The organism is uncultured Tessaracoccus sp. (genome assembly GCF_947286155.1).
In the GTDB taxonomy this organism is placed as follows: Bacteria; Actinomycetota; Actinomycetes; order Propionibacteriales; family Propionibacteriaceae; genus Arachnia.
Genome location: NZ_CAMYPD010000070.1, coordinates 1 through 8277 on the forward strand (window position 1 = coordinate 1; position 8277 = coordinate 8277).

Genomic DNA, 8277 nt, shown 5'->3' on the forward strand with positions numbered 1-8277 from the left:
GAGAGGTACCAGGTGCAACTGCAAGTGGCGCCCTTCTCGGGGGCGTCAGCATCGGAGCCGAGCCGCACGCCGTACTCGGCGTTGCCCGACTTGACGGCCCAGGCCTCCGAGCCGGCGCTTCGCACGGCGTTGGCGGACACGAGCTTCCGCGCTGCAGTCAACCGTGGGTTGTCCTTTTCGACACGGTCAGGCGAGTCGGGCAGTTCACGATGGAAGTAGGCCTGGTCGTTGACGTCCCAGCCCACGCGGCCAGAGGCCGCGAGCACAGCAAGCGCGGCCTTCACCCGAGTCCCGGGAAGCGCCGTGTTCTTGACGAGCCGGGGGACGTCGATGATCGGCTCAAAGGCCAACATGGCGCTGACGAGGTCGGCGTCCTCCGTGACGTTCGGTTCTGCCAGTGAGGTCAGCAAGGAGCCTTCGCCGGAGTAGCCGCGCCATTCTTTATCGGTCAGCCCGAGGGTGAGCCGGGCGTCTGGCAGCTGCAGAGTGATCATCGCGCCGACGGTGTGCTCGTCGGCGGGGCGGTGGACAATGAGTCCTTGCACGTGAGGCATCAGCCGTTTCAGCGCGCTCAGCCGCTGCAGACCGCTGACCTGCACTGCTCCTGGCGACGCCACCGCACTGGCCTTTACTGTGCCGCGCGACGAGGACAGCCATGCCGAACGCCCGGACACGCTCGCGGCCGGCAATCCGGCAAGGAACTGGCGCGCACCCGAGGCAGACACCCGGAACGCTTCGACGAAACCTTGTTGTGACTGCGCCGCGTTGCCCAGCGCGCGCACCCAGCGCGGCGGCATCGTCACGGGACGCTCAATCGTGGAAGTCGCCGTCGTCGCCGCCCGCAGCCCGTCTGCGCCGACGTCGACGTGCAGGAGTTCATTGCGCGGCAGATTGGACAGCAACGCCCTGGACGCTGGACCGATGTCGACGTTGGTGGTGCCGCGTCCGATGTCGCCGCCGTCAAGACCCGAGCCCATCAACTCGAAGCATGCGTAGACGGCGTTGCACGCCGAGAAACACTCGGCCCGCAGCCGATCGCCGTGCGCGGAAAGGATCGGGTCGCGCTCCGACATCGGCGTGTAGTTGTAGTAGCGGGTGGCGGTGATGTCGGCGAGCGTCACGAGCCCGCGGGCGAGCACCTGCGGGTGGGTTGCGAAGCCGTGGAAGAAACTGGGGGATGCGTTGAGTCCGTCCGGCTCCAGCCCGGGAGCAAGTGCGAGCGTGAGCCGGTTGTCTATGAGAGTGGTTTCTCTGGAAAAGACCCTTTCCATCCGTACCTCCAAGCCGGTGCCCTGCGACGATAGTAGGCCATGCTCGCTGCCCCAGCCTTGTCCGTGCGCGCCGACCCACGAGCACATTGAACCCCGTGCCGGCGTTCAGTACCATGGCGTGGGGAATTAGCGCACTTTGGATCCGTCGTCACCGGTGACTTTGGCGCGGACAGTGACGTCGACTTCCTCCCGACCGGCCGGATCCGTTCGAAGACTTTAGTGTGCTTCGTGACGATCCTCAGGAGATTGTTCAACGCGAGATCGATCTCGTCGTGAAGCGAGCAATCCGCAATCCCTATTTCCGCGAGGCGGCGCCAAGGGCGAGGAACTCGGCACCCGGACGGCGGATCTCAAGGGCAGCTATAGCCTGCCCGACATCATCACGGAGCTGCAGGAAGCCACTTCTCTCACTCGCAAGACCATCGTCGATATTCTGATCGGCAGCGAGCGTCTGGATGACTTTATCAGTAATCCGAACGACTTCATCGCGATGACCAGCGTTCACTCACAGCAGAGCTTGGGGCGCTGCAGGTGGAAGGCGTCCAGTACGAGCGGATTGCGGGCTCGATCGACGAGCTCCGCGAGCTACAGAAAGACGGGCAGGAGGAGAAAGAGCGCTTCCTCGACCAGATGTACAAGGTGCAGCACACCCAGAAGACCGACTTCGACTACGTCGTCTTCGACTCCGACGTGGAGCGCCAGTTCGCGGAACTGCTGGACTCCCGCGAGGACATCAAGTTGTTCATGAAGCTGCCCGCCAAGTTCAAGATCGATACCCCGGTCGGCCCGTACAACCCTGACTGGGCAATCATCAAGCAGGAAGACGGCGAAGACCGGATCTACATGATCCGCGAGACGAAGGGCACCCTCGAAGACTCGAAACTCCGTCCTACCGAGCTCGCCAAGATCAGATCCGCCAAACGTCACTTTGAAGCTATCGGCATCGACGACTACGCACGAGCGGCACCAGGAGCATGGAAGCTGTGAGGCGAGGTGCAGGCTCGTGGACGGTCAGGCACCCTTGACTGAGCTCGAGGTGTCAGCCCCTTCGAGGGCCAGCGGTGGGGTGCTTGTCCAGCCGAGCAGTCCCGGAGAGTGTGCGTGGTGAGCACGATCTCTTGATCGTAGACCTTCTGGGGTCTATGGTGGTGTTTATGTGGAGCGTGGACATCGAGCTGATCGCAGGGTGGCTCGCTTCGCTGGATAACGACTCCCGGGAGCAGGTCGTGGCTGCAATCGAGTTGCTGGAAGACCGAGGCCCCCAGCTCGGACGGCCGATCGTCGATACCGTGTCTTCGTCGAGGCACCGAAATATGAAGGAGCTCCGTCCGGGATCATCTGGTCGGACAGAGCTCCGCATCCTTTTCGCTTTTGACCCAGTACGTGAGGCGATCATGCTTATTGCTGGTGATAAGTCGGGTAGCTGGAAGCGATGGTACGCGCGCAATATCCCGAGGGCCGATGACCTCTTCGATGAACATTTGCGTAGATTGAAAGGAGAATGAGTGAGATGGCTATGTTGTTGAAGGATTTCGTCGCTAATCATCCCGTGGACAGGGAGCGCGTCGATGCGCATAAGGAGCGGATGCTTGCTGAAGTGCGTGCTTACCGCCTTCGCGAATTGCGTGAACGAGCTGGCCTCACTCAGGCTCAGTTAGCCGAGCGAGTTGGGGTGGGTCAACGCCAGATCTCCAAGATTGAGCACGGCGATATCGAGAATGCGAAAGTTGGCACTATTCGTAGGTACCTTGAGGCGGTTGGTGGGGGGCTCTCCGTCGAGTATGTGCTGGGCGATCAGCGCGTGCAGGTGGCCTGAGTATCAACGCGGTGACTGCGGGGTCTTGCCGGTCCCGTTGTTACCGCGACTCTCGTAGTTCCTTTGCCTTTGTAAGGAATGCAGGCCTGGAGTCGACGTCGTGGATGCGTGTCCATCGGCGGGGCAATGCGTTGGTCGACGGCGCACGCTGACCCGGTTCAGTATCGCCACCCGCTGCTGGGGCCCGTGTTCTTGGCTCACGCGGAGAACCGATTACAGGCCGTTCGCCCCTCAGTAAAGAGTTGCTCGTTGAGTGCGACGACGTTCAGCGCTCGTAGACCTTGTTGCGTCGACTGATGGGGAAGCCCTCGATGGTGACGACGTCGTTGTGGATGAGGGCGAGGATGCGGTAGGAGCCTATGCGATAGCGCCATTCGCCCGAATGATTCGCGGTGAGCGCTTTGCCGAGGGTGCGCGGGTCCAGGGATCCGTCGAGGTTGTTCTTGATCCAGGTGGTGAGGATCCGGGCGTCGAACCGGTCCATCTTGGTCAGCTGTTTACGTGCTCGTGCCGTCAACTCGACGCGGTGCCGGAATGGGCCGAGCCGTCATCGGTCGAGTTCGTCGAGGATTTCGTCGATGCTGAAGCGCTCGCCGGAGTCCTGTGCGATGGCCTCGCGCAGCTCCTGGAGGTCGTAGGAGTCCTCGATCTTCTCCAGGATGGCGGCACGGGCGAAGTTGGAGATGGTGACGCCCTCGAAGTGGGTGAACTTGCGGATGAGCTCGGCGTCTTGCTCGTTCATGCGGATTGTCATAGTGCGCATGGTTTCTCCCTGCGGCCGTGAATACAGTGTATTCAGGGATGTGGTCCGAGGCAATATGCGGTGCCTGTCTTGGAGGTGTGGTCACCTCATGCTGCGCCCGTGATGCTTCTACCCTTCGGAATCCGGTGGAGTTCGGCTTAATGTGTACGGGCGGTGCGTTGGGGTACTGGAACACCTACTGGAGCATTTGTTGCAGTAGTTCAAAGGAGGCGCCATGATGCGCGAGGGTCGCGGTCGGATTTCCCATCCCAGTGTACGAGGCCGACTTCCGCGAGTCGGTGCTCAGCCAGGCAGAGACTGTCTATGTTGCCGACGTCTAAGGCCCACTTGTGGGGTGCCCATCAGGCATGCTTCGCTGCCCTGTCCTTTGTCGAGGGGATCGACGTACTCAGTCGCCGGCTGGCCCGCGAGCGAGTCAGCGACACGCGCGCCCACGGGCGCTGACGGTTCTCCGTGCTGGAGCTCGACCGAGCGACGAAACCGTTGAGCCGTTGAGAGTGACAGATCAAGCGTGAACAAGCAGTGGAGAGAAGCAGCTCGACGGACCCCAGATAAGAACCGAGAGCCTTCGACAGCCTGGCCTAGACTCCACATATGACCAACCCCGTGCACCACATAGAGTTGTGGACCACCGACCTGCACGCGTCGGCAGCTTCCTTCGATTGGCTCCTCCCCCTACTGGGATGGCAGGCCCAGCACGATCCAGATTGGCCCCAAGGAAGGACGTGGACTCACCCCAGCGGAACATACGTGGTGCTGGAAGAGTCGCCTGCTATCACGGGCCCACACGACCGCATGCGAGCTGGGCTGAATCACCTTGCCCTCCGAGCGAAAGATCGAACACTTCTCGATGCACTTCAACGGCAGTGCTCAAGCCACGGATGGACTGAGTTGTTTGCCGACAAGTACCCACACGCTGGCGGGCCTGAGCACACCGCGCTCTTCCTCGAAAACAGCGAGGGATTCGAGGTTGAGATCGTTATCGAGTGAGTAGTGCACCGCGTCTGCGGTTGCTCGTCATGCGGGACCGAAGTTACACATTGAACCTAAATTCGACGGAGTTCCGGTTTGACGTGTGACGCCTGGGGAGTGGGAAGCTGCAGCAGGCTCGTGCTCGATCAGTTCTTCACTGCGTGAGTCATGGCGCGCCTGACGTGCTTGTTCAGGTGATCAGAACGCGTGTCGAACGCGATCCGAGGGTGGGGGAAACCGACCGTGAGCTGACTGCCAGCCTCGAAACGAGGACGGGATCGAGTCCTATATGCTCGCAGGTGCACTGACCGACGAACGCGAGTGAATCGGTGACCGATGACGTGGTCATCACTGCAATCACTGTTGCGGAGCTTCTGGCTGGACTGCGCAGATTGTCTTCAACGTTTGAGCGTGGGCGAGCTCCGAACAGCACTCACTTCGAGGGAGGAATACAATGCCCGTGTGGACGCCGCCCGCGATTCTTGCCTTGAGCTGCATCGTCCAACTCGTGCTGAACTGGGTGTTCGCCAGGGCTGGCTTCGTGATCCCGACATGATGGCGTACAACGCAGGTTGAAAGCTTCAACATCCCGGCTACGACAACGAGACTGGCTGCATCGACTGGCCGGAGTCGCAGTGGGACGAATTGCTTGCGGTCTATCAGCGAGATCCTGCCCAAGCTGACTATTTTTACCTGCGCGACGTCGTCGCCGATGAGTACATCGGGCACGTGCATTACGAAATCTCGAGTAGAGGCGACGCGGAGATCGGCATTAACATCATCCCCGAACGACGACGCCAGGGCTGGGGCGCCACAGCACTCCGCTTGCTCGTCGAACAGATCTGGGCGGCGACCTCGGTCGATCTCATCGTGAACGAGTTTGAAGAGACCCGGAGGTCGGCGATTTGCCTCCACCGCAAGATTGGCTTTCGGCCAGCAGCGTTGTCCGAGTTTCATGGTGTGCCGATGCGACGCTGGGAACTCTCCCGTCCTCAGCCCTGAGCACTCGCTGTTGTGGCAAAGAGTGTGGTGAAACGGTCGGGGCGTGGTCCCATCACTGGCGGATGGGGGACGACCATGCGGTCGTCGGTCTGACAAGATACTTGGCTACGAGGCTCGGAGCAGATCCGAATCGCGCGGTAACGGCTGTTGCCTTAGCAAGGCATTCGGTAGCTACTGGCATGCCGCTTGCTGCCCTGCTCCTAGGCTCAACCTGGCAAGAGGATGGATCGCGATCGGTCCCCTTAACCTCGCCCACGGTGGGATACTGAACACATGACTGTCATTGCAAGCCTTGATCGCGACGCCATCACCTGCGTCGCGCAGCGCCATGGTGTGGCAGAGCTGGCTGTGTTCGGCTCTGCAGTTGCGGGTGGCTTTGACTCGGACAGTGACGTCGACTTCTTGGTGGATTTCCTTCCGGGTCGCCCTGATCCTTTCGATGACTTCTGTGCGCTTCGTGACGATCTCCAAGAGATCGTTCAACGCGACGTCGATCTCGTCGTAAAGCGGGCAATCCGCAATCCCTACTTCCGTGAGTCGGTACTCAGCCAAGCGGAGACTGTCTATGTTGCCGACGTCTAAGGCCCACTTGTGGGATGCCCATCAGGCATGCTTGGCTGCCCTGTCCTTCGTCGAAGGAATAGATGTCCACGAATTTCAGGTCAATCTGCTCGTGCAATCGGCAGTGGAGCGACAGCTGGAGATTCTCGGTGAAGCCTTGAACCGTCTGCGCCGCACAGATGCCCAGACTGCTGCCGACGTGCCGGACCTCCATCGAATCATTGGAATGCGCAATATCATTGCCCATGAATATGGCGCTGTGGATCACGAGATCGTGTGGGCCGTGGTGGATGCGCGGCTGTCGCCTCTCGCTGCCCGGTTGGCGGTGCTGCTCGAGGACTGACTGAGGTGAAAGGCTTGCTCAGCGTTGCTGCACATCGACGAGTGACAGATGACCGTGCCGGAACGTGGTCAGGTTTAGATTCAATGTGGTGCAGGCCGTTACTCGGGTAGTGGAGTCTGGAAGAGCGTCTGCAGCAAGCGATTGTTGATGAAAATGACGTTGCGGCCAACACGTTCCTTGATGATTAGTCCAGACTCGGCGAGATCGCTGAGCCAGTGCGCCGCAGTCTGGCGTTTGGCCAAGCCTGCGTCTACGACATTTTCGATCCGGAGATAAGGCTGGCTGAACAGCATCCGGGCAAGTGAAGCGGCAGGTAACTTGGGATTGTGTTCGCGGATCTGATGCTCCATGCTGACGCGCATCTGGTCAGTCTCTTCTACGAGGTCTAGTGTCCACCGTGCTGTGGATTCGACGCCGGAGAGCATGAATAAGATCCATGGCTCCCATTCCCCCTCTTGAGTGACTGCGTTGAGCCGCTCGTAGTAGGTGTCCTTGTGTCGGACGATGTGGCCGGAGAGGTAGAGAATGGGGAGCTGTAACAATCCTTTCTCGATCAGGATCAGCATGTTGATGATGCGCCCCGTGCGGCCGTTGCCATCGAAGAAGGGGTGGATGGCCTCGAACTGATAGTGGGCTAGCGCCATGACGACGAGCGGGTCGAGCCCGTGGTTACCGTGGAGGAAACGCTCCCATGACGACAGATGGTCCAGAATGACGTCTTTACCCACAGGAGGGGTGTAGATGCGTTGTCCGGTCGTTGGATTTCCGATGTAGGTGCCCGGTTGATTTCGAATGATCGCGGGGCTGGCTTGCAGCTGAGAGCAGACATCGATGGCAGTCTGGTGAGTGATAGGGCGAGAGGCTAGCGATTCGTACCCAGTGCGGAGCGCCGCTCGATAGCGAAGAGCTTCCTTGACTTGAGGCGTGGGGCTAGATAACGCGCCATTTGCGGCTTTGAATAGCTCATCGTTGGTAGTAACGATGTTCTCGATCTCGCTGGAAGCCTGAGCCTCCATCAAAGGGATCAGGTTGATAAGCATTGTTGGATCAGGAAGACGCTTGTAGGCGCCATCCAAGCGCGCCAAAGCTCGACTTGCCGAAATGGTTTCCTTCAGCACGGCTGGGGTTTCTGTTGTGCCGGGAGGAGGCAATGGAGGAAGGTCTTGGTAGGGCAAGTTCGGGTTCGGTGACATGGTGGCAGCCTAACCTTGACACGGCTAACATGTCGATAAAAGTGTCAAATTTCGACATGTTCTTCCGATGTGGTGATGCCGTCGACATGTTTGGAGGACGCGACGACCCTCCGTCGCCGACCGCGGGGCAGGGTGATGCCCGCGACGCCTATGCGGCGTCGATCCTCGGGCAGTTATTCGGCGTGCTGATCGCCCCGAGACGCAGCGGGCGCGCCGTCGGATTCTTCGTGCTGGATGCGCGCGACGTGCAACCGGGCGTGGGCGATGGCGTCGAGGGTGTTGTCGAAAGCGTGATTCTCGTGCGCGAGTTGCTCGAAGACGCCGAGTTCGCGCAACACCGGAACGTGCTCGGGCTT

The 8277-nt window shown here is 60.3% G+C and carries 12 protein-coding genes and 1 pseudogene; 9 read left to right on the plus strand and 4 right to left on the minus strand.

The features are described 5' to 3' along the window. A partial coding sequence (locus tag Q0X68_RS12475; protein ID WP_297752366.1) for a hypothetical protein occupies nt 1-1271 on the minus strand: 1271 nt, incomplete at its 3' end. Between the two features lie 120 nt (nt 1272-1391). Here Q0X68_RS12475 and Q0X68_RS13200 point away from each other — a divergent pair. The 4 genes and pseudogenes from Q0X68_RS13200 to Q0X68_RS12490 form a co-directional block, all read left to right on the plus strand. Continuing rightward, nucleotides 1392-1547, plus strand: a pseudogene (locus Q0X68_RS13200) (nucleotidyltransferase domain-containing protein); the annotation flags it as partial. Nucleotides 1548-1802: 255 nt separating this feature from the next. After that, a complete protein-coding gene (locus tag Q0X68_RS12480) occupies nt 1803-2258 on the plus strand; it encodes a hypothetical protein (RefSeq protein ID WP_297752369.1) in 456 nt (151 codons plus the stop codon). A 167-nt stretch (nt 2259-2425) separates the two neighbouring features. Further along, entirely contained in the window at nt 2426-2776 is a 351-nt protein-coding gene (locus Q0X68_RS12485) for a type II toxin-antitoxin system RelE/ParE family toxin (protein ID WP_108872309.1), read from the plus strand. Nucleotides 2777-2781: 5 nt separating this feature from the next. Then, complete coding sequence (locus Q0X68_RS12490) at nt 2782-3087, plus strand: helix-turn-helix domain-containing protein (RefSeq protein ID WP_297752372.1); 306 nt, start codon at nt 2782-2784, stop codon at nt 3085-3087. A gap of 265 nt (nt 3088-3352) precedes the next feature. On the opposite strand, the gene Q0X68_RS12495 is transcribed toward Q0X68_RS12490, so the two are convergent. Together Q0X68_RS12495 and relB are read right to left on the minus strand one after the other, a co-directional pair. Further along, nucleotides 3353-3604 carry a type II toxin-antitoxin system RelE/ParE family toxin gene (locus Q0X68_RS12495; protein ID WP_297742350.1) on the minus strand — a complete coding sequence of 84 codons (252 nt, stop codon included), beginning with the start codon at nt 3602-3604 and terminating at the stop codon, nt 3353-3355. 30 nt (nt 3605-3634) lie between these two features. After that, on the minus strand, nt 3635-3850 hold the full coding sequence (gene relB / locus Q0X68_RS12500) for a type II toxin-antitoxin system RelB family antitoxin (RefSeq protein WP_297742351.1): 216 nt from the start codon (nt 3848-3850) through the stop codon (nt 3635-3637). Nucleotides 3851-4444: 594 nt separating this feature from the next. Here relB and Q0X68_RS12505 point away from each other — a divergent pair. The 4 genes from Q0X68_RS12505 to Q0X68_RS12520 all read left to right on the plus strand — a co-directional run bounded on the left by Q0X68_RS12505 (nt 4445) and on the right by Q0X68_RS12520 (nt 6728). Beyond that, a complete protein-coding gene (locus Q0X68_RS12505; RefSeq protein ID WP_108870557.1) occupies nt 4445-4840 on the plus strand; it encodes a VOC family protein in 396 nt (131 codons plus the stop codon). 597 nt (nt 4841-5437) lie between these two features. Beyond that, a complete protein-coding gene (locus Q0X68_RS12510) occupies nt 5438-5824 on the plus strand; it encodes a GNAT family N-acetyltransferase (RefSeq protein ID WP_297752384.1) in 387 nt (128 codons plus the stop codon). Between the two features lie 273 nt (nt 5825-6097). Beyond that, entirely contained in the window at nt 6098-6406 is a 309-nt protein-coding gene (locus Q0X68_RS12515; RefSeq protein ID WP_297742355.1) for a nucleotidyltransferase family protein, read from the plus strand. A gap of 31 nt (nt 6407-6437) precedes the next feature. Next, a complete protein-coding gene (locus Q0X68_RS12520) occupies nt 6438-6728 on the plus strand; it encodes a DUF86 domain-containing protein (protein WP_297752376.1) in 291 nt (96 codons plus the stop codon). A 98-nt stretch (nt 6729-6826) separates the two neighbouring features. Here Q0X68_RS12520 and Q0X68_RS12525 read toward each other — a convergent pair whose 3' ends face one another. Next, the gene (locus Q0X68_RS12525) at nt 6827-7921 is read right to left on the minus strand and encodes a Fic family protein (RefSeq protein WP_297752379.1); all 1095 of its coding nucleotides are present in this window, start codon (nt 7919-7921) and stop codon (nt 6827-6829) included. A gap of 56 nt (nt 7922-7977) precedes the next feature. On the opposite strand from Q0X68_RS12525, the gene Q0X68_RS12530 reads away from it, so the two are divergent. Continuing rightward, nucleotides 7978-8277: hypothetical protein (locus Q0X68_RS12530; protein ID WP_297752381.1), on the plus strand; the 300-nt coding region annotated here is incomplete at its 3' end.